Origin of the sequence: Elongatibacter sediminis, from assembly GCF_037892215.1 — a bacterium.
Lineage (GTDB): Bacteria > Pseudomonadota > Gammaproteobacteria > Xanthomonadales > SZUA-36 > Elongatibacter > Elongatibacter sediminis.
Window position 1 is genome coordinate 145,842 of the sequence record NZ_JAZHOG010000004.1, and the last position, 26,405, is coordinate 172,246.

Sequence of the window (26,405 nt, forward strand, 5' to 3'; positions counted from 1 at the left end):
GTGGCACGAAAGACTCCGATCGAACGATACCGCAACATCGGCATCATGGCGCACATTGACGCCGGCAAGACCACGACTACCGAGCGTGTTCTGTTCTACACCGGTGTTTCGCACAAGATCGGTGAGGTGCATGACGGTAATGCGACCATGGACTGGATGGAGCAGGAGCAGGAGCGGGGTATCACCATCACCTCGGCTGCTACGACCTGTTTCTGGTCCGGCATGGATCAGCAGTTCAAGGAACACCGCATCAACATCATCGACACCCCTGGCCACGTCGACTTCACGATCGAGGTGGAGCGTTCGCTGCGCGTGCTCGACGGTGCGGTGGCTGTTTTCTGTGCCGTGGGTGGCGTTCAGCCGCAGTCCGAAACGGTATGGCGTCAGGCGACCCGCTACGGAGTGCCCCGCCTGGCGTTCGTCAACAAGATGGACCGTACCGGCGCGAACTTCACTCGCGTGGTGGATCAGATTCGTGAGCGCCTCGGTGCCCGGCCGGTGCCGATTCAGCTGCCGATCGGCGCTGAAGAAAATTTCGAAGGTGTGATTGATCTGGTCAAGATGCGTGCGATCTACTGGAACGCCGAGAACCAGGGGATTACCTACGACGCCCGGGAAATTCCCGAGGAGCTGAAGGCCGAAGCCGAGCAGGCGCGCGAGTTCCTCGTCGAGTCGGCGGCAGAAACGACCGAAGAGTTGATGGAAGCCTATCTCGAGTCGGGCGAACTGACCGAGGAGCAAATCATCGAGGGCATTCGCGCCGGCACCTTGTCCAATGATCTGGTGCCATGCCTGTGCGGGACGGCGTTCAAGAACAAGGGTGTGCAGGCGCTGCTCGATGCTGTGATCCAGTACAGCCCGTCGCCGGTCGACGTTCCCTCCATCAAAGGGATCAACGAAGACGAATCCACCGGTGAGCGCAAGAGTACCGATGATGACCCCTTCGCGGCGCTGGCGTTCAAGATCGCTACCGACCCGTTTGTGGGTTCGCTGACGTTCTTCCGCGTTTATTCGGGTGTTCTGAGTTCCGGCGACACCGTGTACAACCCGGTGAAGCACAAGAAAGAGCGTGTGGGCCGCATCCTGCAGATGCACTCCAACACCCGTGAGGAAATCAAGGAAGTCCGGGCTGGCGACATTGCCGCGGCCGTGGGCCTGAAGGATGTGACCACCGGTGACACCCTGTGTGACGCCGGCAACATCATCACGCTGGAGCGGATGGAGTTTCCGGACCCGGTCATCGCGGTGGCCGTGGAGCCCAAGACCAAGGCCGACCAGGAGAAAATGGGCATTGCGCTGAGCAAGTTGGCTCAGGAAGATCCGTCCTTCCGGGTGCACACCGATGAAGAATCGGGTCAAACCATTATTTCCGGCATGGGCGAACTGCACCTCGACATCATCGTCGACCGAATGAAACGTGAGTTCAAGGTTGAGGCCAATGTAGGCAAGCCTCAGGTCGCTTACCGCGAAACCATCCGCAAAGCGGTCGAAGCCGAAGGCAAGTTCGTCCGCCAGTCGGGCGGCCGTGGCCAGTACGGGCACGTGAAGATTCGCCTGGAGCCGATGGAAAAGGGTGCCGGTTACGAGTTTGAAAACTCGATCGTCGGTGGTGTCGTGCCCAAGGAATACATCGGCGCGGTCGACAAGGGTATCCAGGAAGCCCTGGAAAACGGTGTCGTTGCGGGCTATCCCATGGTGGATTGCAAAGCGACCCTGTATGACGGCTCCTACCATGAGGTCGACTCCAGTGAGATGGCCTTCAAAATTGCCGGCTCGATGGCGTTCAAGAATGGTGCGACCGCCGCGTCACCCGTTCTGCTCGAGCCGATCATGAAAGTGGAAGTCGTAACGCCCGAAGAGTACATGGGCGACGTGATGGGCGACCTGAATCGGCGTCGTGGCATCGTGCAGGGCATGGAAGACAGTCCGGCGGGCAAACTGATCAACGCCCACGTTCCCCTGTCGGAAATGTTCGGGTACGCCACCGATCTGCGGTCACAGACCCAGGGCCGTGCGACGTACTCCATGGAATTCGAGCATTACGCCGAGGCTCCGAACAGCGTGTCCGAAGAAATCGTCAAGAAGACCGCCTGATTTTCCCGGCGGAATTGCGACCAGAATAGTTAAAGAGGTTTTACTCATGTCCAAGGAAAAATTCGAACGTACCAAGCCCCACGTCAACGTGGGAACGATTGGTCATGTGGATCACGGCAAGACGACGCTGACGGCGGCGCTGACGAAGATCTGCGCGGAAGCGCGTGGCGGCGAGTTCAAGGCGTACGACCAGATCGACAACGCGCCGGAAGAACGCGCGCGCGGCATCACGATTGCGACGGCGCACGTGGAGTACGAGTCGGATTCGCGGCACTACGCACACGTGGACTGCCCGGGACACGCGGACTACGTGAAGAACATGATCACGGGTGCGGCGCAGATGGACGGAGCGATTCTGGTGGTATCGGCGGCCGATGGCCCGATGCCGCAGACGCGAGAGCACATTCTGCTGGCGCGCCAGGTGGGTGTGCCGTACATCCTGGTGTACCTGAACAAGGCGGACCAGGTGGACGATGAAGAGCTGCTGGAACTGGTGGAGATGGAAGTGCGCGAGCTGCTGTCTTCGTACGAGTTCCCGGGCGACGACACGCCGATCGTAACGGGTTCGGCGCTGAAGGCGCTGGAAGGGGATACGTCGGACATTGGCATTCCGTCGATTCTGAAGCTGATCGAAGAGATGGATGCGTACATTCCGGAGCCGGTGCGTGACACGGACAAGCCGTTCCTGCTGCCGATCGAGGACGTGTTCTCGATTTCGGGCCGCGGCACGGTGGTAACCGGGCGCGTGGAGCGCGGGATCATCACGGTGGGCGACGAAATCGAGATTGTGGGCATTAACGCGACGACGAAGACGACGTGCACGGGTGTGGAGATGTTCCGCAAGCTGCTGGACGAAGGTCGGGCGGGCGACAACGTGGGTGTGCTGCTGCGCGGCACCAAGCGTGACGAAGTGGAACGTGGCCAGGTGCTGGCGCATCCGGGCACGATCACGCCGCACACCAAGTTCGAGGCGGAGGTGTACATTCTGTCGAAAGAAGAGGGCGGACGTCACACGCCGTTTTTCAAGGGCTACCGGCCGCAGTTCTACTTCCGCACGACGGACGTGACGGGCGCGGTGGAGTTGCCGGAAGGCGTGGAGATGGTGATGCCGGGCGACAACGTGCAGATGCAGGTGTCGCTGATCGCGCCGATCGCGATGGAAGAAGGTCTGCGCTTCGCGATCCGTGAAGGCGGCCGCACCGTGGGTGCCGGCGTCGTGGCCAAAATCCACGAGTAAGCGTTTAAACAAAGCGAGTACATAGAGATGGCAGAACAGAGAATCCGCATCAGGCTGAAGGCGTTCGATCATCGCCTGATCGACCGTTCGGCTGCAGAGATCGTGGAAACCGCCAAGCGCACCGGTGCGCAGGTGCTGGGCCCGATTCCTCTGCCGACCAAGATCGAGCGCCATACCGTGCTGATTTCCCCCCACGTCAACAAAGACGCGCGGGACCAGTACGAAACGCGCACGCACAAGCGCCTGATGGACATCGTGGATCCCAACGACAAGACCGTGGATGCACTGATGAAACTGGACCTCGCTGCCGGCGTGGACGTACAGATCAAACTGTACTGATCCGGCCTGTAACAGCTGAATAAAGGCAAAGCCATGAAGATTGGACTGATTGGGCGAAAACGTGGCATGACCCGGATGTTCACCGAGGAAGGTGAGAGCATCCCGGTTACGGTCATCGAAGTCAGCCCGAACCGGGTTACCCGGGTCAAAACCGAGGAAACCGACGGCTATCGCGCGATCCAGGTTACCGCGGGCAGTCGTCGCGCCAACCTGCTGAACAAGCCGGAGGCGGGACATTTCGCTTCGACAGGCGTGGAAGCGGGCGAAGGACTGTGGGAATTGCGTCTGGACGATGGTGAAGACACCGAATTCGAGCCCGGCGCGGAAATTACGGTTTCCGTGTTCGAGGCCGGTGAAAAGGTAGACGTCACCGGTACCAGCAAGGGCAAGGGATTCGCGGGCACCGTCAAGCGGCATAACTTCCGCATGCAGGATGCGACGCACGGTAATTCGCTGTCGCACCGAGCGCCCGGTTCGATCGGGCAGAACCAGACGCCCGGACGTGTGTTCAAGGGCAAAAAGATGTCCGGCCACATGGGCGATGAACGGGTCACGACCCAGAATCTGGAAGTCGTCCGTGTCGATGCCGATCGCAACCTGCTCTTGATCAAGGGTGCTGTCCCGGGTGCACCGGGTGGCCGCGTGACGGTGCGTCCGTCGGTCAAGGCGAATTGAGGAGATGACGATGCAACTCGCAGTTGCCGGTGGCAAAAACATCGACGTTTCGGAAAACGTGTTCGGTCGGGAATTTTCGGAAGCGCTGGTGCACCAGGTCGTGACGGCTTATCTCGCCGGTTCGCGCTCTGGCACCAAGGCGCAGAAGAACCGCTCGGCGGTTTCCGGCGGCGGCCGCAAGCCGTGGCGTCAGAAGGGTACGGGCCGCGCTCGTGCCGGCACCATCCGCAGCCCGTTGTGGCGTGGAGGCGGCAGGGTTTTCGCGGCTTCACCGCGGGATCATGCACAAAAGGTGAACCGGAAAATGTACCGGGGTGCGGTGCAGGCCATTCTGTCCGAACTGGTCCGCCAGGAACGGCTGATTGTCGTGCCGGCGCTGGAGCCCGATCAGCCGAAGACCCGTGAACTGGCCGAAGAGCTGGCCGCGATGGACTTCAGTCGGGGTTTGATCATCACCGGTGAGGCGACGGAGAACCTCTATCTCGCTTCCCGGAACATTCCGGGCGTGTACGTGCTCGATGTCAATGGCATCGATCCGGTAAGCCTGGTCAGCGCGGACAAAGTGATCATGACCGTCGACGCGGTCGAGAAAGTCCAGGAGTGGCTGGCATGAGTAAGGATCGGCTATTCGAAGTGCTGTTGTCGCCGCGGGTCACCGAAAAGACCACGCGGGTCGGAGAACAGGGCAATCAGTACGTGTTCCGTGTCGTCAACGACGCCAACAAGACCGAGATCCGCGCTGCCGTGGAATCGTTGTTCGGCGTGAATGTGGAGTCTGTCCGCATCGTTAACGTCAAAGGGAAAAACAAATCCTTCCGGATGCGCGCGGGCAAGCGCAGCGACTGGAAGAAAGCTTATGTTCGCGTGCAGGAAGGTCAGGTCATCGACTTCCTGGGCGGAGAGTCAGCTTAAGGACCCGAAGTCATGGCAATTGTTAAGGCAAAACCCACATCGCCCGGACGGCGTGGCGTCGTTCAGGTCAAGCACGACCATCTTCACGATGGCGCGCCCTGGTCCGGGTTGCTGGAGAAGAAATCCCGGTCCGGCGGCCGCAACAACACGGGTCGGATTACGACTCGTCACAAGGGTGGTGGACACAAGAAACACTACCGGGTAATCGATTTCAAGCGCGACAAGGACGGCATCAAGGGCCGGGTCGAACGCATTGAATACGATCCGAATCGCAGCGCGCACATCGCGTTGGTGCTGTACTCGGATGGCGAACGCCGCTACATCATCGCGCCCAAGGGAATCCGGGCCGGGGATGAAGTATTGAGCGGGCGTGATGCGGCCATCAAGCCGGGTAATGCCCTGCCTCTGCGCAACATTCCGGTCGGCTCCATTGTCCATTGCGTGGAACTGAAGCCCGGAAAGGGCGCCCAGTTGGCGCGCAGCGCCGGGGCCGCTGTGCAGCTCGTTGCCCGTGAAGGACATCATGCGACCCTGCGTTTACGTTCCGGCGAAATGCGCAAGGTTCAGTCGCGCTGCCGCGCGACCATCGGCGAGGTTTCCAACTCGGAGCACAACCTCGAGAAACTGGGCAAGGCCGGCGCCAAGAGATGGCGCGGCGTGCGCCCGACCGTGCGGGGCGTCGCAATGAACCCGGTCGACCATCCGCACGGTGGTGGTGAGGGACGTACTTCGGGCGGCCGTCATCCGGTGACGCCCTGGGGCGTGCCGACCAAGGGTTACAAGACGCGCAAGAACAAGCGCACGGACAAGTACATTTCGCGCAAGCGCACCGGTAAATAGCAGGTAGAGCCATGCCACGTTCGATCAAAAAAGGCCCGTTCATCGATCATCACCTGATGCAGAAGGTGAGCCAGGCCGTCGAAACCAACAACAAGCGGCCGATCAAAACCTGGTCACGCCGTTCGATGATCCTGCCGGAGATGGTGGGCCTGACGATTGCCGTTCACAACGGCCGCCAGCACATGCCCATCCTGATCAGCGATCAGATGATCGGACACAAGCTGGGTGAGTTCGCCCCGACCCGGACCTTCCGGGGTCATTCGGGCGACCGGAAAACCAAGTAGGTAACGGAATCATGGAATCGAAAGCCATTCTGAGAAATGCGCGGATTTCGGCGCAGAAAGTGCGGCTGGTGGCTGACCAGGTCCGTGGCATGCCGGTTGAAAAAGCCGAGCAGCTGCTGACGTTCAGCCCGAAAAAAGCGGCGCACATCGTCAAGAAGGTTCTGTTGTCGGCCGTTGCCAACGCGGAGCATAACGACGGCGCGGATATCGATGAGCTCAAGGTCTCGACCATCATGGTCGACGAAGGCCCGACGCTCAAGCGGGGACGCGCCCGCGCCAAGGGCCGTGGCACGCGCATCCTCAAGCGCACCAGCCACATTACGGTGAAGGTCGCCGACACCAACGAGATGGGACAAGCATAATGGGTCAGAAGGTACATCCAACCGGAATCCGCCTCGGCATCGCCAAGGACTGGAACTCGACGTGGTACGCCGAAAAGGGCGACTACGCGGATCAGCTCAAGTCCGATCTCGAAGTGCGGGAGTTCCTCCAGAAACGCCTCGCGCAGGCTGCGGTCAGCCGCATCCAGATCGAACGGCCGGCCAAGTCAGCCCGCATCACGATTCACACGGCGCGGCCGGGTATCGTGATCGGCAAAAAGGGTGAGGACATCGAGACCCTGCGCCGGGACGTAACCCGACTGATGGGTGTCCCCACGCACATTACCGTGGCGGAAATTCGCAAGCCCGAACTGGACGCGCAACTGGTCGCGGAAGGTATTGCGCAACAGCTCGAGCGCCGAATCATGTTCCGGCGCGCGATGAAGCGGGCTGTCGGCAATTCCATGCGCCTGGGCGCACTGGGTATCAAGGTGTGTGTTTCCGGCCGCCTCAACGGCGCCGACATCGCCCGCACCGAATGGTACCGCGAAGGGCGTGTGCCGCTGCACACGCTGCGGGCCGACGTGGATTACGGCTTCGTTGAAGCAAAAACCACCTATGGAGTTCTGGGCGTGAAGGTCTGGATCTACAAGGGTGAGGTTTTCAACCTGTATGACAAAGCGGCCGGCGACGAAAAGCGCGGCCAGGCTGCCGCCAGCTAGGAGATTGAGCCATGCTTCAGCCCAAGCGCACAAAATTCAGAAAACAGCAGAAAGGTCGTAACCGCGGCCTGTCCCAGGTGGGCAATCGCGTGAGTTTCGGGGAGTTCGGCCTGAAGGCGACGACCCGCGGCTTCGTCACGGCTCGCCAGATCGAAGCTGCCCGTCGCGCGATCACTCGTCACGTTAAACGTGGCGGCAAGTTGTGGATCCGTGTGTTCCCGGACAAACCCATTACCAAGAAACCTGTCGAGGTCCGCATGGGCAAGGGCAAGGGTAATGTGGAGTACTGGGTCGCGCCGATTCAGCCGGGCCGGGTGATGTATGAAATTCAGGGTGTGTCGGAGCCGGTGGCACGCGAGGCGTTTCGCCTGGCTGCGGCCAAACTGGCCGTCAAGACCACCTTCATCAAGAGATCGGTGATGTGATGGACGCGCAGGAACTGAGAAGCAAGAGCGAAAGCGATCTGCGAGAGCAGCTGTCCGGACTCCTAAAGGAGCAGTTCAGCCTGCGTATGCAGAAAGGTACGGGACAACTGGTGACCCCACACGAATTGCGCCGGGTCCGGCGCGACATCGCGCGGGTCAAGACTGTCCTGAATGAGAAGAGCAGCAAAGGTAACGCGGCATGAGCGACAACAGCACCACGTCCGGTGATGCCGGCGAAAACACGACCGTCAAAGGCGTCAAGGTTGGCCGGGTGGTCAGCAACAAAGCCGACAAGACCGTCACCGTGAGCCTGGAACGCCAGGTGAAGCATCCGCTGTACGGCAAGTACATCAAGCGGAGCTCCAAGGTCCATGCGCACGATGAGGAAAACAGTTGCGGCGAGGGCGATCTGGTTCGGATCGTGCCGTGCCGGCCGATGTCCAAGACCAAGGCCTGGCGCGTGTTGGAAGTCGTCGAGCGGGCCCAGGTGGTCTGATTCCCGCGAGCGGGAACAGATCGGAAACGAGGATACAGAAATGATTCAGATGCAGAGCTTGCTGGCCGCCGCAGACAACAGCGGTGCCCGGCAGATCCAATGTATCAAGGTGCTCGGTGGGTCCAAGCGCCGGTACGCGCGCATTGGCGATGTGATCAAGGTCACTGTCAAGGACGCGATTCCGCGCGGCAAGGTCAAGAAGGGTGAGGTGTACAACGCGGTGGTTGTGCGCACCCGGTCGGGTGTGCGTCGTGGCGATGGCTCGCTGATCCGCTTCGATGGAAACGCTGCCGTCCTGCTGGACACCAAGAATGAGCCGATCGGCACCCGAATTTTCGGACCGGTCACACGTGAACTGCGTTCCGAAAAGTTCATGAAGATTGTCTCGCTGGCGCCGGAAGTGCTCTGAGCACAGGCAACGGTCGAGAGGAGCCAGAAAATGAATCGAATTCGTAAAGGTGACGAAGTCATCGTGATCAGTGGCCGCAGCAAGGGCCAGCGCGGACATGTATTGCGCGTGCTCGGCGAAGAGCGCCTGCTGGTCGAGAACGTGAACATGGTGAAGAAACACCAGAAGCCGAACCCGGGCCTGCAACAGCCTGGCGGTATTGTGGAGAAGGAAGCACCCATTCACGTTTCCAACGTGCAGATGTACAACCCCGCGACCGGCAAGGCCGATCGCGTCGGGTTTCGGACACTCGACGATGGCCGCAAGGTCCGGATTTTCCGGTCCAATGGCGAAGCCGTCGATATTTAACAGCAAGGGTTTTGGCCAATGTCCAGATTGCAGACCTATTACAAGGAAACCGTCGTTCCACAAATGATGGAACGCTTCGGCTATACCAACTCGATGCAGGTGCCCCGCGTGTCCAAGATCACCTTGAACATGGGCGTGGGTGAAGCGGTCGGTGACAAAAAAGTCATGGATCGTGCCGTCGGCGACATGGAGCAGATTGCCGGCCAGAAGCCGATAGTCACTTATGCGCGCAAGTCGGTCGCCAGCTTCAAGATTCGCGACGGCTGGCCGGTGGGCTGCAAAGTCACCCTGCGTCGTGAGCGCATGTATGAATTTCTGGATCGGCTGGTGAACATCGCCATGCCCCGTGTCCGGGATTTCCGGGGTGTCAGCCGCAAGTCGTTCGACGGCCGCGGCAACTACAGCCTCGGCGTGCGGGAACAGATCATGTTCCCCGAGATCGACTACGACAAGATCGATGCGATTCGTGGCATGGATATCACCATTACCACGACGGCACAGAGCGACGAAGAAGCGATGGCACTGCTGGAAGCCTTCAGCTTTCCGTTCAAAGCGAAATAGGCAAGGATTCACGATGGCAAAGAAATCGATGGTCAACCGCGAGAAACGTCGCGAACGGCTGGTGAAGAAATACGCGGAGAAACGCGCTGAACTCAAGGCGATCATCTCCAATCCGGACGCGGACTTCGACGAGAAGCAGGAGGCGATGTTTCGCCTGCAGCGTCTGCCGCGTGATTCCAGCCCGGCGCGGCAGCGCAACCGCTGCGCGATTTCCGGTCGGCCGCGCGGTTTCTACCGCAAGTTCGGACTGAGCCGCAACAAGCTGCGTGAAGCGGCCATGCGCGGTGACGTACCCGGTCTGCGCAAGGCCAGTTGGTAAAGAGGACACGAAGATGAGCATGAATGATCCGATTTCGGACATGCTGACGCGCATTCGCAACGCCCAGGCCGTACAGAAAGCAACGGTCACGATGCCGGCTTCCAAGGTGAAGTTCGGCATCGCCGGAGTGTTGAAGGACGAAGGTTATATCCAGGATTTCCGCGAAGTGGAGTACGAAGGCAAAGCGGGCCTGGAGATTACCCTCCGTTATCTTGAGGGCCGTGGCGTCATCACGACCCTGAAGCGCATCAGCCGCCCCGGTCTGCGCACGTACCGAGGCAAAGACGATCTGCCCAAGATCCTCAACGGTCTGGGCACCGCGATCGTCAGCACGTCGCAGGGCATTATGACTGATGCATCCGCTCGCTCAGCCGGTCACGGCGGCGAATTGCTGTGCATCGTCACGTAAGGAGATTGGCATGTCACGCGTAGCAAAAGCACCGATCGCGCTGCCGTCGGGTGTCGAATTCAACATCCAGGACAGCGAGATTCGCGTAAAGGGCCCCAAGGGCGCCTTGGCACTGCCCGTGCACCCCGAAGTGGAACTGGTGCACGACAACGGTGAAGTCCGGGTTGAATTCGACAAGAGTTCGAACGTGGCGATGGCGGGAACTTACCGGTCGCTGGTGAATAACCTGGTTGTCGGGGTGACCGAAGGCTTCGAAAAGAAGCTGAGCCTGATCGGCGTGGGTTATCGCGCGCAGGTGCAGGGCAATACGCTCTCGCTGGCGCTGGGATTTTCGCACCCCGTTGAATACAAGGCGCCGGAAGGCATCACGATTGAAGCTCCGAGCCAGACTGAGGTCGTGGTCAAGGGTTGCGACAAACAGCGAGTCGGCCAGGTCGCGGCAGAAATCCGTGCCTTCCGTCCGCCGGAACCCTACAAGGGCAAGGGTGTGCGCTACGCCGACGAATACGTCGCGCGTAAGGAAGCCAAGAAGGCCTGACCCAATACGGATTTGAACGAGTCCGCCCGGAATAACCGGCCGGATCGAGCAAGAGGATATGGTAATGAACACGAAGAAGGATGCACGTTTGCGCCGGGCCCGCAAAGCCCGCGCCCAGATCCGCCGGCAGGGCAAGGCGCGGTTGACTGTGCACCGCAGTGGCCGGCACATCTACGCGCAGGTCATCAGTGGCGAAGGCGGGTCGGTGATCGCCTCGGCGTCCACCGTGCAGAAAGACGTGCGGGAAGGTTTGAAAGGCACGAGCAACCGCGATGCAGCTGAGGTTGTGGGCAAGGCCGTCGCCGAGAAAGCCGTTGCAGCGGGTGTGACCGACGTCGCATTCGACCGCTCCGGTTTCCGTTACCACGGCCGCATCAAGGTGCTGGCCGACGCGGCTCGGGAAGGCGGGCTGAAATTCTGATCCGGCCGCGAACGCGGTCGAGCGAAACTTAGGTAAACAGCATGGCGAACATGGAAAAAGACAACGGAGACGGCTTGCTTGAAAAGCTCGTCGCGGTCAATCGGGTGGCCAAGGTCGTCAAGGGCGGCCGCATTTTCGGTTTCACGGCCCTGAGTGTCGTGGGCGACGGAAATGGCAAGGTCGGCTTCGGTTATGGCAAGGCCCGGGAGGTTCCGGTCGCGATCCAGAAGTCCATGGACAAGGCGCGGCGGAACATGATCTCGATTGATCTTCGCGAAGGCACATTGTGGCATGCCGTGAAGGCCCGTCATTCGGGTTCGCGGGTGTACATGCAGCCGGCATCCGAGGGTACCGGTGTCATCGCGGGCGGCGCCATGCGCGCAGTGCTGGAAACCGTGGGTGTGCACAACGTGCTGGCCAAGAGTGTTGGCTCGAACAACCCGATCAACCTGGTGCGCGCGACCATCAAGGGGCTGCAGGCGATGCAGAGCCCGTCGACCGTCGCCGCCAAGCGTGGCAAGTCGATCGATGACATCATGGCGAACGTGGACTGATCAACATGGCCAAGAAGAAATCCAAACAGATCGCCGTAACCCTGGTTCGCTCTCCGGCAGGCGCAAAGCCGCGCCACCGAGAGTGCGTGCGGGGGCTCGGGCTGAAAAGAATGCACCAGACCGTCGTGCTCGAGGATACGCCCTCGGTTCGCGGCATGGTGAACCGGATCGATTACATGGTTCGCGTGGCCGAGGCTTGATGTTATCGGCCCGTCCGGCGAACCCTGCTGAATGGAATTGACGAAATGAAACTGAATACGCTTAGCCCCGCACAAGGCAGTAAGAAGGCGCGCAAGCGCGTGGGACGCGGCATTGGCTCCGGATTCGGCAAAACGGCCGGCCGTGGGCACAAGGGCCAGCGCGCACGTTCGGGCGGCTTTCACAAGGTCGGTTTCGAAGGCGGCCAGATGCCGCTGCAGCGCCGCCTGCCCAAGCGGGGATTCCGCTCGCGTACAGCGCGCTACAACGGCGAGGTTCGGCTGTACCAGGTGCAGGTGATGAAGGCCGATGTCATCGACCTCGAGACCCTCAAGAAGGAGGGTATCGTGGGGCATGACATTCGTACCGTGAAAATCATCAATACGGGCAATATCGAGCGTGCCGTATCGGTCAAGGGGCTCAAGGTCACCGAAGGTGCCCGGGCCGCGATCGAAGCGGCGGGTGGCAAGGTAGAGTAATGTCCCGCAGCCCATCACAAATGGCGGAAGCCCTGGGCGGCATTGGCCGGCTGACCGAATTGCGGCAGCGTCTGCTGTTCGTGTTCGTCGCGCTGATCATCTACCGCGTCGGGACTTTCATCCCGGTGCCGGGTGTCAATCCGCAGGCCCTGTTGCAGTTCATGAATTCGCAGCAGGGTACGATCGTGGACGTGTTCAACCTGTTCACGGGTGGCGCGTTGGAACGATTCTCGCTGTTTGCGCTGGGCGTGATGCCGTACATTTCGGCTTCGATCATCATGCAGTTGATGTCGAGCGCCGTACCGCAGCTTCAGCAGTTGAAAAAGGAAGGCTCCAGCGGGCGCCAGAAAATCACGCAGTACACGCGTAACTTCACGGTGTTGCTGGCGGGCGTACAGGCAGGTGGGGTCGCGTTCGCGTTGCAGGGCCAGTCAAATGTCGTGATGGCGCCCGGATACGGGTTTCTCTTCACGGCCATCGTCACCCTGACCGCGGGCACCATATTCCTGATGTGGTTGGGTGAGCAGATCACCGAGCGTGGCGTGGGTAACGGTATTTCGCTGATCATCTTCGCCGGCATCGTCGCCGGATTGCCGCGCGCGGTCGCCGGCACGCTGGAACTGGTCAATACCGGTCAGCTGAGCATCCCCGCGACCCTGTTCATCATCGCTCTCGTTCTTGGCGTGATCTATTTCGTGGTGCGCGTGGAACGGGGCCAGCGTCGAATTACCGTGAATTACGCCCAGCGGCAGGGTCGGGTGGCGTATCAGAATCAGTCCACTCACTTGCCGCTCAAGGTGAACATGTCCGGTGTTATTCCGGCGATCTTCGCCTCCAGTATCGTGATTTTTCCGTCGACCCTGGTGAACTGGTTCAGTGGCTCGGAAGGAATGAGCTGGATGACTGACGTGTCGGCGGCGCTGACGCCCGGGAATCTGGCATACACGATTCTTTATTCGGCCCTGATCATGTTTTTCTGCTTCTTCTACACGGCGATGGTGTTCAATTCGAAGGAGACAGCGGACAACCTGAAGAAATCCGGAGCGTTCATACCGGGCATCCGGCCTGGACGACAGACGGCCGAGTACATCGACTTCGTATTGACCCGCCTGACCATGGTCGGGTCGGTTTATCTCGTCGCGGTGTGCCTGTTGCCGGATATCATGCGCGTGCTTTGGGCCGTGCCGTTCTACTTCGGCGGCACTTCCGTACTGATCGTGGTGGTGGTGATCATGGATTTCATCGCCCAGGTGCAGGCGCACCTGATATCGCACCAGTACGACAGCCTGATGAAGAAGGCCAATCTGAAATCCTACGGGCGATCAGGGGTCGTTCGGAGGTAAGACTTCGCAACCCGCTGCGGCGGATTGATCCGGGAACGGTCGTGATCGACCGTGACCGGGATGTTTGGGAGAAAGGAAATGAAAGTCCAGGCTTCAGTGAAGAAGATCTGCCGGAATTGCAAGATCGTGCGCCGCAAGCGCGTGTTGTATGTGATCTGCAAGGACAAGAAACACAAGCAACGGCAGGGATGAGCTGAAAACCAGAGTGTTTACAGGCTTTTACCAGCCATTTTGTTTCGATATAATGTGCCGTTTACTCGCGCGGCGCTAAGACACAGAGAAAACAGGAGTTCATAGCATGGCTCGCATAGCAGGAGTCAATATTCCGGTCCAGAAGCACACCTGGGTGGGCCTGACGCACATCTACGGTATTGGCCGTACACGTGCTTTGCAGATTTGCGAAGCTGCGGGCGTGGCACCGGACACCAGGATTCGCGATCTCACCGAACCCGAGGTCGAGGCGATCCGTGCTGAAATCGCCCGGTTCCCCGTGGAGGGCGACCTGCGCCGCGAAGTGGCGATGAACATCAAGCGATTGATGGATCTGGGTTGCTACCGCGGCCTGCGCCATCGTCGCGGGCTGCCGGTTCGCGGACAGCAGACCAAGACCAACGCGCGAACCCGCAAGGGCCCGCGGCGCCCGATCAAGCGCTGATTCGAGCGAATACACGCAGTTCCGGCGGCAGTGATCGCCGGTATCGATTTAACAAGGCGGAATTTACATGGCTAAACCGACCAAGCGAAAGAAGGTGAAGAAAACCGTGGTTGACGGTATCGCCCACGTGCATGCTTCTTTCAACAACACGATTATCACGATCACCGACCGGCAGGGCAACGCGCTGTCGTGGGCCACTTCCGGCGGCGCCGGCTTCCGTGGCTCGCGCAAGAGCACGCCGTTCGCCGCCCAGGTGGCGGCCGAAACCGCTGGCCGGACTGCGCTCGACTACGGTCTGAAGAACCTCGAGGTTCGCGTGAAGGGACCGGGTCCCGGGCGTGAGTCCTCGGTGCGGGCTCTCAACGCCGTAGGGTACAAGATCACCAATATTACGGACGTGACGCCGATTCCGCATAACGGTTGCCGGCCGCCCAAGAAACGCCGCGTCTGACGGAGTAACGAAATGGCACGATATATCGGACCTACCTGCAAACTCGCACGTCGCGAAGGCGTCGATCTGGAACTGAAGAGCCCGGCACGAGGCCTCGAGTCGAAGTGCAAACTCAATCAGCCTCCCGGTCAGCACGGCTCCTCGCGTCGCGCCCGCCTGTCGGACTACGCGCTGCAGCTTCGTGAGAAGCAGAAAGTGCGCCGCATTTATGGCGTCCTGGAAAAGCAGTTCCGCAATTACTACAAAGTCGCCGCGCAGCAGAAGGGCGCGACGGGTGAAAACCTGCTGCGGCTGCTGGAAGGCCGGCTGGACAACATCGTCTACCGGATGGGTTTCGCCGTTACCCGCGCGCAGGCTCGTCAACTGGTGTCGCACAAGGGTGTGGCTGTCAATGGCCAGCCCGTGAATATTCCGTCCTATCAGGTTTCGCCAGAGGACGTGGTTTCGATCCGCGATCGCGCCAAGAAGCAGTTGCGCATCAAGGAATCGCTGACCCTCAGCCAGGAAATGGATCTCGTTCCTGACTGGCTGGAAGTCGATGCCTCGAAATTCGAGGGCGTGGTCAAGGCTTTGCCTGACCGTGCGGACCTGTCCGCGGACATCAATGAGAGTCTGATCGTGGAGCTGTACTCGAAGTAACCGCTCCTGAAGCAGTCTGACACTGAATCCGCAATTTGAAATCTGTTTACGAGGGCCATCCATATGATGGGCGTTATTGAAAACATGCTTAAGCCCGGTGCCGTGGGCGTCGACACCGTCAACCCCAACCGGGCACGGATTACGCTGGAGCCGCTCGAGCGCGGTTTCGGGCACACGCTCGGTAATGCGCTGCGGCGGGTATTGCTGTCGTCCATTCCGGGTTGTGCCGTGGTCGAAGTGGAAATGGACGGCGTGCTGCATGAATACACCGCCGTGGAAGGCCTCCAGGAAGACATCATCGAGGTGCTGTTGAACCTCAAGGGCGTCGCGCTCCGCATGCACGACCGTGAGGAAGCGGTTCTGACCCTGAGCAAGTCTGGTCAGGGTCCGGTGACGGCGGGTGATATCCAGATCGACCACACGGTCGAGGTGGTGAATCCCGACCATGTGATCTGCAACCTGACCAAGGACGGCAGCGTCAACATGCGACTCAAGATCGCGCGTGGCGTCGGCTATCAGCCGGCCACCCAGCTCGAGATTGGCGAGCAGGAAAGTCGCCCGATCGGCCGACTTCAGCTCGATGCTTCTTTCTGCCCGGTGCGGAAAGTGGCGTACAGCGTGGATGCCGCCCGCGTGGAGCAGCGCACCAACCTGGACAAACTGATCCTGGACATTGAAACCAATGCCACGATCGATTGCGAGGAAGCCGTCAAGCTCGCGGCCAATATCCTGGCCGATCAGCTTTCGGTCTTCATCGACTTCAAGGCGCGGCAGGAAGTTGCGGTCGAGCAGAAGTCGCAGGAGATCGATCCGGTGCTGCTGCGCCCGATCGACGATCTGGAGTTGACCGTGCGTTCGGCCAACTGCCTCAAGGCGGAAAGCATTCTGTACATTGGCGACCTCGTGCAGCGCACCGAGGTTGAATTGCTGAAAACCCCCAACCTGGGCAAGAAATCGCTCACGGAAATCAAGGACGTGCTGGCATCGCACGACCTTTCATTGGGCATGAAGCTGGAAAACTGGCCGCCGGCCAGCCTGGCGAACGGCTGACCGCCGTCCGCTTTGGACAGATAGCGTAAGGACAAGACCATGCGCCACATGAAATCAGGAAGAAAACTGAACCGTGACAGTTCACATCGCAAAGCGATGTTCCGCAATATGGCTACGTCGCTGTTTCAGAATGAAATCATCAAGACCACCGTGCCCAAGGCCAAGGAACTGCGGCGCGTTGCCGAGCCTCTGATAACGCTCGCCAAGCAAGACAGCGTCGCCCACCGCCGTCAGGCATTCGATCGCCTGCGCGACCGGGGAGTGGTGACCAAGCTGTTTAACGAACTGGGTCCGCGTTACGTGGATCGTCCCGGAGGTTACCTGCGAATTCTGAAATGCGGTTATCGCGCCGGTGACAATGCACCCATGGCGTTCGTTGAACTGGTCGACCGGCCGCGCGAAGAGGACGTTGTCGAGGCAGAATAAACCGCGTGCCCGCAACTGACACGAACGAAACCAAAAATGCCCGGCAATGCCGGGCATTTTTTGTGCTGCTGGAAAGTATCAGTAGTGCTCGGACCCCCGCCGAACTAAAGAGCTCACTTGCCCATTCAGCCGATTGCTGACCTTCAGCGCCTGCAAGAGGTATTGATCTCGGGGGTGGAGTGACCTACAAGCGACTGCCAATCTGGTAAATCAAAAGAGCCGCCACGTAACCCAGCGTCGTCATGTAGAACCACGCGAAGATCGGCCAGCGCCAGCTGTTGGTTTCCCGCCGAATGGTGGCGAGGGTCGCGGCACACTGCAGACACCATGCGTAGAAGACCAGCAGGCCGAGCACCATGGGCAGGGTGAACACGGGCCGGCCATCGGGCCAGGTCGCCGAGCGCAGGCGTCCGGCGAGGGTTTCCTCGTCGGTGTCCGACCCCACTGCGTACAGGGTTCCCAGCACGGCAACCACCACTTCACGTGCCGGAAAGCCCGCAATCACGGCGGACGACACACGCCAGTCCCAGCCGAGGGGTTCGAATACCGGTTCCACCCAGCGCCCCATGCGGCCCAGCCAGCTCTGAGACAGCTGCATCGCTTCGGCTTGTTGCTGCGGTGTATCTCCGGCCGGGCCCTGCATTGAAGTGACCGACGGTCCGGGCGGGTCCGTGACGACCTCCGCGCGCGGAAAATAAGCCAGCACCCACACCACGACGGCGACGGCGAAGATCACCGTGCCGGCACGCTTGAGAAACACACGTACCCGGTCCCATAACTTGAGCAGTACGGTCACGAGGTCGGGCTTGCGAAATTCCGGCAAGGCCAGGACAAAAACCGGTTTGGGGCCGCGCAGGGCGGTCAGCTTGAGCAGGCGGGCGGTGACCAGACCACCGAAAATGCCCAGAAGATACAGGCCGAACAGCACGATGCCCTGAAGATTGAACCAGCCCAGTGAACCTGCGGGGACGAAAGCGGCGATCAGCAGGGCATAGATGGGCAGGCGAGCTGAACAGGTCATGAAGGGTGCCGCGAGAATGGTCGCGATTCGATCCCTGCGATCCGGTATGACCCGTGTGGCCATGATGGCAGGTACGGCACAGGCGAAACTGGACAGCATGGGGATGACGGATTGGCCGGAAAGGCCCACCGTGCGCATCACCCGGTCCATCAGGAAGGCCGCTCGAGCCAGATAGCCGGAATCCTCCAGGACGATGATGAACAGAAAGAGGATCAGGATCTGTGGCAGGAAGACGATGACGCTGCCGACCCCGGCGATGAGTCCGTCCGACAGGAAACTGCCCAGCATGCCGTCACCGGCTGCTGCGCTGACCCACAACCCGAGATCGGACGCGCCCGCGTCGATCGCGTCCATCATGGGCGTGGCCCAGGAGAACACGGCCTGGAAAACCAGGGCCATTAGAGCGAAAAATGCCACGGTGGCGGGCCACGGGCGGTTCAGCCAGTTACCCAGTCGCGCACCGACCTGTCCCAGAAGCGGGGCTTCATTCAGGACCTCTCCCAGCACGCCACGCACCCACCGGTAGCGCTGCCGCGCTTCTACGGCCTGTGGAGGCTCTGTACCGAACAGCTCCTCGCGGGCGGACTTCAATTCCCCGGCATTCAGCAGTGCGTTTGCGCGAGCCTCGGCATCGGAGGATGGATGGAGCAGGGATTGAATGACATCCATGCGGGTCAGCTCGCCGGAAGTCCGGTCGGCCAGTTCCTGGGCCGTGTGGCTCAGAGCCGGCCAGGACGCCGGAAAGTCAGGAGCGGCCCGCTCGTGCAGGTCTTGCAGCTCCTGTTTGAGGGCCTCGATACCCTGGCGCCGTGTGGACACGACCTCGCGTACGGTGATTCCCGGAAGGCGCGCCTGCAGGGCATCGATATCGATCGTGATGCCGCGTGCCCGGGCGAGGTCGGTCATGGTCAGGGCAACGACCGTGGGAACCTGCATTTCCAGCAGTTGCTCCAGCAGGTAGAGCCCCTGATACAGGTGGGTCGCGTCGAGCACGAACAGCATGCCGGAGGGGCGGGCGACGTCGTCCAGCCTGCCGAGAATCACGTCCACGGCGATGCGTTCGTCCAGCGACTGTCCGCCCAGGCAGTAAATACCGGGCAGATCAATCAGTTCCATGGCCCCGATTTCCGTCTGCATGATGCCAACATGCTTTTCGACGGTGACTCCGGGATAGTTTCCAGTGGTTTGGCGCAGGCCGGTCAGCCGGTTGAACAGGGTACTCTTGCCGGAATTGGGATTGCCGATGACGACGAAGGAATGGCGCGCCTTGCGGCGTATGCCAATCGCCTTTACCGGAACCTCGATCACCGAGGCGTCAGCCATGGGCGGTCACCGGCTCGATGAGAAAATGGCGGGCATGTTGGCGGCGGACGGACACCGACGTTCCGAACAGACTGATCTCGATGGGGTCTCCACCGATGGCCGCATTCTCGATTCGGACGATCGCGTCCTCGATCAGGCCCAGCACCATCAGCCGGATGACGCCCGGCACGCCCGTGTCGATACTCAATATTCGGGCCGATTGACCCGGTTTCAGTTCTGCGAGTGTCACTGTAACTCCGAAGAATTCAGACGCAAATGAGAGTTATTCGCATTTATGGGATAATTGTAAAGGAAATCGACGAGTTGAGCACCCTGTCAGGTCAATCGGAAGACAAGTTCCGGACAGGCGTTCGAGTGTGTACCCATTTTCCGGATTTGATCACGCCGGTGCAGGCATTGTCCCGGAAGTGGTACAGCCAATGATTGACGTCCGGGGCGTCGATGATGGCGATGTCGGCGAGGTAGCCCGCTTGCAGCGAGCCAATCCGCTCGCCGCGTCCGATGGCACGTGCGGCGTATGCGGTGGCCCCCATCAGTGCCTCCGCCGGTGTCATGTTCTGGTTCAGGCAGGCCAGGGTCATGGCCAATGGCAGGTGATAGCTTGGCGCCGAGCCGGGATTGAAATCGGTCGCCACCGCGACCCTGACCCCGGCTTCGATCAGGCTTCGGGCGGGGATGTAGCGTTCCTTCAGATACAGTGATGCGAGCGGCAGACTGACGGCCACGACACCAGCCTCAGCCAGCGCACGCACGCCATCCGGGCCGACGTACTCGAGGTGCTCCGCCGAGACGGCTCCCATCTCTGCGGCCAGCCGGGCACCCCCGCCATCGGACAATTGATCGGCATGGACTTTCAGACCCAGTCCCAGTTCTTGAGCGCGGGACAGGATGACCCGGGCCTCGTTGGCGGTGAATGCACCCTCCTCGATGAACACGTCGCAGAACTCCGCCAGTCCGTTCCGAGTGACGGTGGGAAGTACGCTCTCGCAAACCAGCCGCAGGTAGCCTTCCCGGTCCTGTCGGAATTCCCGTGGAAGAACATGTCCGCCGAGATAGGTCGCCACCAGGCTGACCGGTTGGCGTTCCGCCAGAGTCCGGTACACGTGGAGTTGTTTCAGTTCGGTGTCGTAATTGAGACCGTAGCCCGACTTGCATTCGACCGTCGTGACGCCCAGGCGCAGCATGTGAGCCAGATGGCCCATCGCGGTACGTTCCAGGTCGCCGCTGCTTGCGGCGCGGGTCGCGGTCACCGTTCGCATGATGCCGCCGCCCGCGGCGGCGATGTCCTGGTAGCTTGCGCCGGCCAGGCGCTGGGCGAACTCATCTCCCCGCCAACCGCCGAAACACAGATGCGTATGGCAGTCCACCAGGCCGGGGACAACGAGTCTGCCGCCACAGTCGGTGACGGCTTCGCCATGAAAACGGGTTGGCAGGTCCGCGGCCCGACCCACCCACTCGATGTGGTCTCCCCGCCAGACCAGTACGGAATCCTCGAGCAGTCCGGCATCACCCTGGGGATTGTTCGCCGGGCAGGTGGCCAGTTGGGAGATGTTCTTCAGGATCGGCACGAGGCGGACGCGGCGCTTGCCGGACTCAGGGTGTGCCGCCGGGGCCGCCGGTCATGCCAGCGCTCCCGAGGCCCGTTCGACTTCGGCCAGAAAATCATGGCCACGCAACAGGGATACGCAGATGTCGAGATCGTTGCGCACCTCATAATCCTGCCGGGCGTGGGGGATGCACCCGCGCAGGTACTGATGGGCCGCGAGCACTCCGGCGCCCGGCTGCAATGGCTGCCGAAAGTCCAGGGCCTGCGACGCTGTCAGCAATTCCACGGCGAGAACGTTTTCCACGTTGTGCAGCACCTGCAACAGTTTCACGGCACTGATCGATCCCATGGATACATGGTCTTCCTGCCCCAGGCTGGTGGGAATGGAGTCGACCGATGCGGGATGACAGAGAACCTTGTTTTCCGAAACCAGGGCGGCGGCGGTGTACTGCGGAATCATGAAGCCCGAGTTGACGCCGGTATCCTGCATGAGCAGCTTGGGGAGTCCGTCGTGACCTTCCAGCAACAGGTAGGTCCGGCGCTCGGAAATGCTTCCGAGTTCAGCCAGGGCTATGGCTGCGAAATCCAATGCCAGCGCCAGGGGTTGTCCATGGAAATTGCCGCCCGAGAGTATGTCTCCACCATCGAATACCAGGGGATTGTCCGTGACCGAATTCATTTCGGTCTCCAGAACCCCCGTCGCGTAGGCCAGCGCATCCCGGCTGGCTCCGTGCACCTGGGGCACGCAACGCAGACAATACGGATCCTGCACTTTCCCGCAGTCGCGGTGGGAGTCGAGAATCTCGCTGGCCTCCAGCAGGACGCGCACGTTGCTGGCGGCCTGCAACTGCCCCGCATGTGGGCGAAGGTCGTGGATGCGCTCATCGAAGGGAACGGCGCTGCCCTGCAGGGCTTCCAGGCTCATGGCGGCCAGAATGTCCGCGAGTTTCAGCAGGCGTTGCGAGCGTTCGAGCACGAACGCACCGTAAGCGGCCATCAATTGGGTTCCGTTGATCAGCGCCAGGCCGTCTTTGGGTTTCAACCGGATGGCGGATAACCCGTGTGCACCCAGGGCTTCGGCCGCAGGCTGCTTTGCGCCATCATCGCTCCAGACTTCACCGCGGCCGATGAGCGGCAGGCACAGGTGGGCCAGGGGAGCCAGGTCACCGGAGGCACCTACGCTGCCCCGGCTGGGAACCCAGGGCAGGAGGTCAGCCGCTTCCAGCGCCAGCAACTGGTCGAAGGTAGAGCGGGAAATGCCGGACTGACCCAGACCGAGTGCATGGATTTTCAACTGCAGCATCAGGCGCGTGATCTCGCGCGGTACCGGCTCACCCACGCCGCAGGCGTGGCTGAGCAGGATGTTCTGCTGCAGTTCCGCCAACTGGTCGGCGTCGATGCGTTTGTTGGCAAGCACGCCGAAACCGGTATTGATGCCGTAGTGGGCCTTGCCGTCGTCCAGGGCCTTGAGAACGGTTTCCCGCGAGCGGTCGACCCTCGGGTGGGCGCGGCGAAGAGCGGACATGCTGGCCGCGATGTCGGCATAAAGACGGGCAATCGTCAACGAATGCGAGGATGAATCGGTCATGGCTCAGCCCGTGATCATCGGCAGATCGACACCCCGTTCACGGGCGGTGTCGATGGCTTCGGGATAACCCGCGTCGGCGTGCCGCATGACGCCGGTTCCGGGGTCGGCCGTCAAGACGCGCTCCAGGCGCCGGTCGGCTTCGGCGCTGCCGTCGGCAACGCATACCATCCCGGCGTGCATGGAGTAACCAATGCCCACGCCGCCGCCGTGATGGATCGAGACCCAGCTGGCCCCGCAGGCGGTGTTGAGCATGGCATTCAACAATGGCCAGTCGGCAATGGCATCCGAGCCGTCGAGCATCGCCTCGGTTTCCCGGTTGGGCGAGGCGACCGAGCCGGTATCGAGGTGGTCGCGCCCGATGACCAGCGGGGCGTCAACCTTGCCCTTGCGCACCAGCCAGTTGAACTTGAGTCCGGCTTCGGCCCGTTCGCCATACTCCAGCCAGCAAATGCGTGCCGGCAACCCCTGGAAATGGATTTGCCGGCGTGCCTTTTCGATCCAGCGGGCCAGCGCTTCTTTTTCGGGAAACAGCTCCAGGATGGCGTTGTCGGTGACCGCAATATCCGCTGGATTACCGCTCAATGCGGCCCAACGGAACGGTCCGGCGCCCTTGCAGAAAAGAGGCCGGATATAGGCCGGTACGAAGCCCGGAAAGTCGAAGGCCTCCGACATGCCCCGATGGTCGGCCACCTGTCCGCGCAGGTTGTTGCCGTAGTCGAAGCAGATGGCGCCGCGCTTCTGCAGGTCCAGGATGGCCTGAACGTGCAGCACCATGGCGTCCAGAACCTCGTTGTCGTAACGTTCGGGGTCGGCTGATCGCAATTCGGTGGCGGATTCCAGTGAATGGCCCAGCGGAATGTAGCCTTCACGCAGGTCATGGGCCGATGTCTGGTCGGTGATCACATCAGGCACGATTCCGCGACGCGCCAACTCCGGCAATATGTCGGCGATGTTCCCGAGCAAACCCACCGACAGTGCTCCCGGAGCCTGTTCCAGAGCCGACAGCGCTTCGTCGAGGTCTTCGCACATGCGATCGCAGTATCCGGTTTCGACCCGCCTCTGGATGCGCCAGGGATCGATCTCGACGGCCAGGCACTTGCCGTCGTTCATCGTCACGGCCAGCGGTTGGGCGCCTCCCATGCCGCCCAGACCGGCAGTGACCACGAGCCTGCCGGCCAGGGAACCCCCGAAATGCCGGTTCGCACACTCCGCAAAAGTTTCGTAGGTTCCCTGCACGATGCCCTGGGAACCGATGTAAATCCACGAACCGGCCGTCATTTGGCCGTACATTGTCAGACCCTTGCGTTCCAGATCGCGGAACACGTCCCAGTTGCCCCAGCGTGGCACCAGGTTGGCGTTGGCGATCAGTACGCGCGGCGCCTGGTCGTGGGTGCGGAACACACCGACGGGTTTGCCGCTCTGGATCAGCAGGGTCTCGTCATTCTCGAGCCGCTTCAGCGTTTTGACGATGCGTTCATAGCAATCCCAGTCCCGTGCCGCCTTGCCGGTGCCGCCATAGACGATCAGATCGTCCGGCTTTTCGGCCACGTTGGGATCCAGATTGTTCATCAACATGCGCAGGGCGGCCTCCTGGTGCCAACCCTTGCAACTGATTTCCTTGCCGGTGGGAGCCTCGATTTGTCTTCTTGTCGCACTCATGTATTTTTCGTCCGGGTCGATAGTGTGCCGAACGTGCCCGCAGACTTGCTCGTCCCGGCATCCATTCGGCGTCTAAAACTAGCGAGTATAATGGAACCCGATCCCCACAATCCGGTCTGATGAGGGCTTAGCGCCTAATGCGCGGCCGTCTGATGCGGGAGTACTTTCAAGCATGTTCATTTTTGTCCGGCCCCGAATCTGGTTTCTCGCCGTCGCGCTTTTCTGCGTGAGCGTGCTGGCGTACGCCTTGTACGTACAGCACGTGGAGTTTCTCGATCCCTGTCCGCTATGCGTGCTGCAGCGGGTTGCCTTCGTCTGGATCGGTGTCTTCGCGCTGATGGCCGCAATCCACGGCCCCGGCCCCACGGGTCGCGCGTTCTATGGAGCACTCGTGATGCTGGGGGCGGCCGCGGGCGCCGTGATCGCCGGCCGTCACGTCTGGCTCCAGGGCTTGCCACCGGACCAGGTCCCGGATTGCGGCATGGGTCTCAATTACATGCTCGACACGATGCCGTTCGCCGAAGTCATGGCGCAGGTGTTCTACGGGTCGGGTGAATGCGCGACCATCGACTGGACATTCATGGGGCTGAGCATGCCATCGTGGACATTGATCTGTTACATTGGCCTCGGAGTAATCACCCTGGGCGTCGTTGTCCGGGCTCGGAAAATGGTGTAACAGCAGGAAAGTCTGATGATCAAGCATGCTCGGCCGCCCGTTCAGCAGGTGCGGGAACCGGAAAACTGGAAACCGGAATCATGGCAGCGGCGTGAAGCCCTGCAGCAGGCCCGGTACCCGGATGAAGCCCAACTGGAATCGGCAGTACGTCAGCTCGCGGAATCGCCGCCGCTGGTCACTTCGTGGGAAATTCTCTCCCTGCGAGAGCAGATTGCCGAAGCGCAGGTGGGCAAACGTTTCATGCTGCAGGGCGGGGACTGCGCCGAGAACTTCAATGAATGCACCTCGCCGCTGATCACCAACCGCCTCAAGGTGCTGCTGCAGATGAGCCTGGTCCTCGTACACGGCCTGCAGATGCCGGTATTGCGTGTGGGACGCTTCGCCGGTCAGTACGCCAAGCCGCGCTCCTCGGATACCGAAACCCGTGACGGCGTGACCTTGCCGAGCTACCGCGGGGATATCGTCAACGCCATCGATTTCACGCCAGAGGCTCGCGTGCCGAATCCCGCGCGCCTGATTCAGGCACATGCAAGTTCGGCCATGACGATGAATTTCGTGCGGGCGCTGGTCGACGGCGGTTTTGCCGATCTGCACCACCCCGAATACTGGAATCTGAGTTGGGTGGAGCACTCGCCGCTGGCTGAGGAGTTCCAGAAAATCGCGGACAACATCGGTCACTCATTGCGCTTTCTGGAAACGCTTACCGGAACGGATGCGGGTAGTTTGAGACGGGTCGATTTCTTCACCTCGCACGAGGCCCTGCACCTGCATTATGAACAGGCATTGACCCGCCAGGTTCCCCGCCAATGGGGCTGGTTCAACCTGTCCACGCATTTCCCCTGGATCGGAATGCGCACCGCCGCACCGGACGGAGCTCATGTCGAGTTCTTCCGCGGAATCCGCAATCCCATCGGAATCAAGGTGGGACCGGGCATGACCGCCGACTGGGTCGCTCAATTGCTCGATACGCTGAACCCCGAGCGCGAGCCGGGCCGCATCGTGCTGATCCACCGTATGGGCGAGAGCCGCATCGAAGAGTGCCTGCCGCCCCTGATTCAGGCGGTGGAGGATCAGGGCAGTCCCGTGTTGTGGATATGCGACCCGATGCACGGCAATACCGAATCCACCGAATCCGGCATCAAAACCCGGCGGTTCCGGCGTATCATGCGGGAAATGGACCTGGCATTCGACATTCACCGCGCGGCCGGATCCCGGCTTGGCGGTGCCCACCTCGAGCTGACCGGCGAAGACGTTACCGAGTGCACGGGTGGCGCTCGCGACCTGTCCGAGGCGGACCTCAATCGTGCCTACAAGTCCACCGTCGATCCGCGTCTCAACTATGAGCAGTCCTTGGAATTGGCGATGCTCATCGTGCAAAAGTACGGCCAGGCGGGCTGATCCGGGGCAAAGCGCTGCCGGGTCGGGTTTTGCGGGGCGGGGGTCGCGCG

At 61.0% G+C, this 26,405-nt stretch carries 37 protein-coding genes; 32 read left to right on the plus strand and 5 right to left on the minus strand.

Going from position 1 to position 26,405, the window contains the following annotated elements:
* From fusA to rplQ, 30 genes are all read left to right on the plus strand, one after another.
* Positions 1 to 2,094: an elongation factor G gene (gene fusA, locus V3330_RS07430; RefSeq protein WP_354694768.1), complete on the plus strand. Its 2,094-nt coding sequence runs from the start codon at positions 1 to 3 to the stop codon at positions 2,092 to 2,094.
* A 46-nt stretch (positions 2,095 to 2,140) separates the two neighbouring features.
* Positions 2,141 to 3,331, plus strand: a complete 1,191-nt coding sequence (gene tuf / locus V3330_RS07435) for an elongation factor Tu (RefSeq protein WP_354694757.1) — start codon at positions 2,141 to 2,143, stop codon at positions 3,329 to 3,331.
* 27 nt (positions 3,332 to 3,358) lie between these two features.
* A complete protein-coding gene (gene rpsJ / locus V3330_RS07440; RefSeq protein WP_354694769.1) occupies positions 3,359 to 3,670 on the plus strand; it encodes a 30S ribosomal protein S10 in 312 nt (103 codons plus the stop codon).
* 33 nt (positions 3,671 to 3,703) lie between these two features.
* Entirely contained in the window at positions 3,704 to 4,345 is a 642-nt protein-coding gene (gene rplC / locus V3330_RS07445) for a 50S ribosomal protein L3 (RefSeq protein WP_354694770.1), read from the plus strand.
* Positions 4,346 to 4,355: 10 nt separating this feature from the next.
* The gene (gene rplD, locus V3330_RS07450) at positions 4,356 to 4,958 is read left to right on the plus strand and encodes a 50S ribosomal protein L4 (RefSeq protein WP_354694771.1); all 603 of its coding nucleotides are present in this window, start codon (positions 4,356 to 4,358) and stop codon (positions 4,956 to 4,958) included.
* Positions 4,955 to 5,257, plus strand: a complete 303-nt coding sequence (gene rplW, locus V3330_RS07455) for a 50S ribosomal protein L23 (RefSeq protein ID WP_354694772.1) — start codon at positions 4,955 to 4,957, stop codon at positions 5,255 to 5,257. Before rplD ends, rplW begins: the two co-directional genes overlap by 4 nt.
* A 12-nt stretch (positions 5,258 to 5,269) precedes the next feature.
* Positions 5,270 to 6,097, plus strand: coding sequence for a 50S ribosomal protein L2 (gene rplB, locus V3330_RS07460; RefSeq protein ID WP_354694773.1), 828 nt, complete (start codon positions 5,270 to 5,272; stop codon positions 6,095 to 6,097).
* Positions 6,098 to 6,108: 11 nt separating this feature from the next.
* Positions 6,109 to 6,381 carry a 30S ribosomal protein S19 gene (gene rpsS / locus V3330_RS07465; RefSeq protein ID WP_354694774.1) on the plus strand — a complete coding sequence of 91 codons (273 nt, stop codon included), beginning with the start codon at positions 6,109 to 6,111 and terminating at the stop codon, positions 6,379 to 6,381.
* An 11-nt stretch (positions 6,382 to 6,392) separates the two neighbouring features.
* On the plus strand, positions 6,393 to 6,743 hold the full coding sequence (rplV, locus tag V3330_RS07470) for a 50S ribosomal protein L22 (RefSeq protein ID WP_354694775.1): 351 nt from the start codon (positions 6,393 to 6,395) through the stop codon (positions 6,741 to 6,743).
* Entirely contained in the window at positions 6,743 to 7,423 is a 681-nt protein-coding gene (rpsC, locus tag V3330_RS07475; protein ID WP_354694776.1) for a 30S ribosomal protein S3, read from the plus strand. The genes rplV and rpsC overlap by 1 nt, the downstream gene beginning before the upstream one ends.
* Positions 7,424 to 7,434: 11 nt before the next feature.
* Positions 7,435 to 7,848, plus strand: a complete 414-nt coding sequence (gene rplP / locus V3330_RS07480; protein ID WP_354694777.1) for a 50S ribosomal protein L16 — start codon at positions 7,435 to 7,437, stop codon at positions 7,846 to 7,848.
* Positions 7,848 to 8,051 (plus strand): 50S ribosomal protein L29, encoded by a 204-nt coding sequence (rpmC, locus tag V3330_RS07485; protein ID WP_354694778.1) that lies wholly within the window; start codon positions 7,848 to 7,850, stop codon positions 8,049 to 8,051. The genes rplP and rpmC overlap by 1 nt, the downstream gene beginning before the upstream one ends.
* Complete coding sequence (gene rpsQ / locus V3330_RS07490; RefSeq protein ID WP_354694779.1) at positions 8,048 to 8,344, plus strand: 30S ribosomal protein S17; 297 nt, start codon at positions 8,048 to 8,050, stop codon at positions 8,342 to 8,344. Before rpmC ends, rpsQ begins: the two co-directional genes overlap by 4 nt.
* Before the next feature lie 40 nt (positions 8,345 to 8,384).
* On the plus strand, positions 8,385 to 8,753 hold the full coding sequence (gene rplN / locus V3330_RS07495; RefSeq protein WP_354694780.1) for a 50S ribosomal protein L14: 369 nt from the start codon (positions 8,385 to 8,387) through the stop codon (positions 8,751 to 8,753).
* A 30-nt stretch (positions 8,754 to 8,783) separates the two neighbouring features.
* A complete protein-coding gene (rplX, locus tag V3330_RS07500; RefSeq protein WP_354694781.1) occupies positions 8,784 to 9,101 on the plus strand; it encodes a 50S ribosomal protein L24 in 318 nt (105 codons plus the stop codon).
* Positions 9,102 to 9,119: 18 nt separating this feature from the next.
* Complete coding sequence (gene rplE, locus V3330_RS07505) at positions 9,120 to 9,662, plus strand: 50S ribosomal protein L5 (RefSeq protein WP_354694782.1); 543 nt, start codon at positions 9,120 to 9,122, stop codon at positions 9,660 to 9,662.
* 13 nt (positions 9,663 to 9,675) lie between these two features.
* A complete protein-coding gene (rpsN, locus tag V3330_RS07510; RefSeq protein WP_354694783.1) occupies positions 9,676 to 9,981 on the plus strand; it encodes a 30S ribosomal protein S14 in 306 nt (101 codons plus the stop codon).
* Between the two features lie 13 nt (positions 9,982 to 9,994).
* The gene (gene rpsH, locus V3330_RS07515; protein WP_354694784.1) at positions 9,995 to 10,390 is read left to right on the plus strand and encodes a 30S ribosomal protein S8; all 396 of its coding nucleotides are present in this window, start codon (positions 9,995 to 9,997) and stop codon (positions 10,388 to 10,390) included.
* A gap of 10 nt (positions 10,391 to 10,400) precedes the next feature.
* Complete coding sequence (gene rplF, locus V3330_RS07520; protein WP_354694785.1) at positions 10,401 to 10,928, plus strand: 50S ribosomal protein L6; 528 nt, start codon at positions 10,401 to 10,403, stop codon at positions 10,926 to 10,928.
* 64 nt (positions 10,929 to 10,992) lie between these two features.
* Positions 10,993 to 11,349: a 50S ribosomal protein L18 gene (gene rplR, locus V3330_RS07525; protein WP_354694786.1), complete on the plus strand. Its 357-nt coding sequence runs from the start codon at positions 10,993 to 10,995 to the stop codon at positions 11,347 to 11,349.
* Positions 11,350 to 11,390: 41 nt separating this feature from the next.
* On the plus strand, positions 11,391 to 11,903 hold the full coding sequence (rpsE, locus tag V3330_RS07530) for a 30S ribosomal protein S5 (RefSeq protein WP_354694787.1): 513 nt from the start codon (positions 11,391 to 11,393) through the stop codon (positions 11,901 to 11,903).
* A 5-nt stretch (positions 11,904 to 11,908) separates the two neighbouring features.
* Positions 11,909 to 12,103: a 50S ribosomal protein L30 gene (rpmD, locus tag V3330_RS07535; RefSeq protein WP_354694788.1), complete on the plus strand. Its 195-nt coding sequence runs from the start codon at positions 11,909 to 11,911 to the stop codon at positions 12,101 to 12,103.
* Between the two features lie 45 nt (positions 12,104 to 12,148).
* On the plus strand, positions 12,149 to 12,580 hold the full coding sequence (gene rplO / locus V3330_RS07540; protein ID WP_354694789.1) for a 50S ribosomal protein L15: 432 nt from the start codon (positions 12,149 to 12,151) through the stop codon (positions 12,578 to 12,580).
* A complete protein-coding gene (gene secY / locus V3330_RS07545) occupies positions 12,580 to 13,923 on the plus strand; it encodes a preprotein translocase subunit SecY (RefSeq protein ID WP_354694790.1) in 1,344 nt (447 codons plus the stop codon). The genes rplO and secY overlap by 1 nt, the downstream gene beginning before the upstream one ends.
* Positions 13,924 to 14,001: 78 nt before the next feature.
* Positions 14,002 to 14,115 carry a 50S ribosomal protein L36 gene (gene rpmJ / locus V3330_RS07550; RefSeq protein ID WP_354694791.1) on the plus strand — a complete coding sequence of 38 codons (114 nt, stop codon included), beginning with the start codon at positions 14,002 to 14,004 and terminating at the stop codon, positions 14,113 to 14,115.
* Between the two features lie 106 nt (positions 14,116 to 14,221).
* The gene (gene rpsM, locus V3330_RS07555) at positions 14,222 to 14,578 is read left to right on the plus strand and encodes a 30S ribosomal protein S13 (RefSeq protein ID WP_354694792.1); all 357 of its coding nucleotides are present in this window, start codon (positions 14,222 to 14,224) and stop codon (positions 14,576 to 14,578) included.
* A gap of 67 nt (positions 14,579 to 14,645) precedes the next feature.
* Positions 14,646 to 15,029 (plus strand): 30S ribosomal protein S11, encoded by a 384-nt coding sequence (gene rpsK / locus V3330_RS07560; protein WP_354694793.1) that lies wholly within the window; start codon positions 14,646 to 14,648, stop codon positions 15,027 to 15,029.
* A 12-nt stretch (positions 15,030 to 15,041) separates the two neighbouring features.
* On the plus strand, positions 15,042 to 15,668 hold the full coding sequence (gene rpsD, locus V3330_RS07565) for a 30S ribosomal protein S4 (RefSeq protein ID WP_354694794.1): 627 nt from the start codon (positions 15,042 to 15,044) through the stop codon (positions 15,666 to 15,668).
* Positions 15,669 to 15,731: 63 nt separating this feature from the next.
* Positions 15,732 to 16,718 carry a DNA-directed RNA polymerase subunit alpha gene (locus tag V3330_RS07570; protein WP_354694795.1) on the plus strand — a complete coding sequence of 329 codons (987 nt, stop codon included), beginning with the start codon at positions 15,732 to 15,734 and terminating at the stop codon, positions 16,716 to 16,718.
* Between the two features lie 39 nt (positions 16,719 to 16,757).
* Positions 16,758 to 17,144, plus strand: coding sequence for a 50S ribosomal protein L17 (gene rplQ / locus V3330_RS07575; RefSeq protein WP_354694796.1), 387 nt, complete (start codon positions 16,758 to 16,760; stop codon positions 17,142 to 17,144).
* Positions 17,145 to 17,328: 184 nt separating this feature from the next.
* Here rplQ and feoB read toward each other — a convergent pair whose 3' ends face one another.
* The 5 genes from feoB to hutU all read right to left on the minus strand — a co-directional run bounded on the left by feoB (position 17,329) and on the right by hutU (position 24,281).
* Complete coding sequence (gene feoB / locus V3330_RS07580) at positions 17,329 to 19,488, minus strand: ferrous iron transport protein B (RefSeq protein ID WP_354694797.1); 2,160 nt, start codon at positions 19,486 to 19,488, stop codon at positions 17,329 to 17,331.
* A complete protein-coding gene (locus tag V3330_RS07585) occupies positions 19,481 to 19,717 on the minus strand; it encodes a FeoA family protein (RefSeq protein ID WP_354694798.1) in 237 nt (78 codons plus the stop codon). Before V3330_RS07585 ends, feoB begins: the two co-directional genes overlap by 8 nt.
* A gap of 91 nt (positions 19,718 to 19,808) precedes the next feature.
* Positions 19,809 to 21,056, minus strand: coding sequence for an imidazolonepropionase (gene hutI / locus V3330_RS07590; protein ID WP_354694799.1), 1,248 nt, complete (start codon positions 21,054 to 21,056; stop codon positions 19,809 to 19,811).
* Positions 21,057 to 21,107: 51 nt separating this feature from the next.
* Complete coding sequence (hutH, locus tag V3330_RS07595; RefSeq protein WP_354694800.1) at positions 21,108 to 22,622, minus strand: histidine ammonia-lyase; 1,515 nt, start codon at positions 22,620 to 22,622, stop codon at positions 21,108 to 21,110.
* Between the two features lie 3 nt (positions 22,623 to 22,625).
* A complete protein-coding gene (hutU, locus tag V3330_RS07600) occupies positions 22,626 to 24,281 on the minus strand; it encodes a urocanate hydratase (protein ID WP_354694801.1) in 1,656 nt (551 codons plus the stop codon).
* A 172-nt stretch (positions 24,282 to 24,453) separates the two neighbouring features.
* On the opposite strand from hutU, the gene V3330_RS07605 reads away from it, so the two are divergent.
* Positions 24,454 to 24,957, plus strand: a complete 504-nt coding sequence (locus V3330_RS07605; protein ID WP_354694802.1) for a disulfide bond formation protein B — start codon at positions 24,454 to 24,456, stop codon at positions 24,955 to 24,957.
* Between the two features lie 15 nt (positions 24,958 to 24,972).
* Positions 24,973 to 26,355: a class II 3-deoxy-7-phosphoheptulonate synthase gene (locus V3330_RS07610; RefSeq protein WP_354694803.1), complete on the plus strand. Its 1,383-nt coding sequence runs from the start codon at positions 24,973 to 24,975 to the stop codon at positions 26,353 to 26,355.
* Positions 26,356 to 26,405: the final 50 nt, after the last annotated feature.